At 37.1% G+C, this 1,194-nt stretch carries 2 protein-coding genes and 1 pseudogene; 1 reads left to right on the plus strand and 2 read right to left on the minus strand.

From position 1 onward, the window contains the following. Positions 1-161, plus strand: a pseudogene (locus IC220_RS07695) (IS256 family transposase); the annotation flags it as partial. A 19-nt stretch (positions 162-180) separates the two neighbouring features. Here the strand turns inward: IC220_RS07695 and IC220_RS07700 are convergent. Together IC220_RS07700 and IC220_RS07705 are read right to left on the minus strand one after the other, a co-directional pair. Next, positions 181-657: a transposase gene (locus tag IC220_RS07700; RefSeq protein WP_188153809.1), complete on the minus strand. Its 477-nt coding sequence runs from the start codon at positions 655-657 to the stop codon at positions 181-183. A 361-nt stretch (positions 658-1,018) separates the two neighbouring features. Then, positions 1,019-1,194 (minus strand): transposase (locus IC220_RS07705; protein WP_188152743.1); only part of this gene is annotated, 176 nt, incomplete at its 5' end.

Genomic DNA, 1,194 nt, shown 5'->3' on the forward strand with positions numbered 1-1,194 from the left:
CCAAGGGCTCATTTACCAGCATAAATGCCTTGTATAAGTTGGTATATTGTGCTATAAAGAAGGCAGAGGAAAAATGGACGATGCCTGTGCATGATTGGGCAGTAGCCATATCTCAGCTTGACATTTTCTTTCCTGGAAGATTGAAAATTGAGTTGAGCTAAAAATGTGGTTTGACACAGTTTATTTAACACTCCCCATGAAAACTGTTGCAGTTTTGTCAAATCGAGAAAAAATCCGCCTAAAATGCTTTATTTTACCAAAAAAACACTCCCGCTCTTTATAAATATGCTCATCGTAGTATCTCTGCACTTTTCTATTTCTTTTTGGCGGAATTACAACCTCACATCCCTTGCTCTCAAGACTGGCAACGAACGCATTGCTATCGTAACCCTTATCCGCCACTAAAGTAGAGTTTGAAACATAATGCTTCAGCTCCCAAATTCCCCTTTCACACCACTTTTTGAATCTCTTGTGTACGCTCCTATAATTGCCATATATTTCTGGTAAAAGTTGCCACTGGCAGCCACTTTGTACTATATACCATATTGCTTCCATAAATTTTCTTAATCGGTCTTCATCTTTACTGTGTATTCCTTTTACGCTTTTCAAATTTGCAAAAATTTGTTTCCATTTTGTTTCTTGTATGTAATATTTCATTTGGTAGTTTCTCCTTATTTATTCACGGTTAAACTACCGCTTTTTCCTTATTTCTTCTACCTTTTTTTTCTCACAGAATAATTTTGTTCACAGAGCCTACGAATTGCCTCTGTTGTTCTGGCGCACCCATGTAATACTTCTCCTTTATTGATGATGTTATCATACCATTATATGGTGGGACCATACATGACTGTTATGTTACGTAAATTAGCTTATCCTTGAGTTTGCAGACACCTTCTGAGGTTCAATATTATCGCTGGTATTGTGAATCTGAGGCACGGAGCTTTCGGGTTGGGGTTCCTTACCGGATTTTATCAGCAACTCTCTTTATGTTGTTTCTCAGAAGATGTCTTGAAATCATTTAAGTAGCTAATTTATTAAGCATAACGGTAATCATATTAAAGAAAATATTGGTTTTTGAGGTAAGAGGAGAATGTTCGTAATCTTTGCTCATGCGCCTAAAATTGGAGAGCCAAGCAAAGGTTCTTTCAACTATCCAACGTTTTGGAATAACCTGAAATCCTTCAGCTTCGGGAT

Origin of the sequence: Wolbachia endosymbiont of Pentalonia nigronervosa (genome assembly GCF_014534705.1) — a bacterium.
Lineage (GTDB): Bacteria > Pseudomonadota > Alphaproteobacteria > Rickettsiales > Anaplasmataceae > Wolbachia.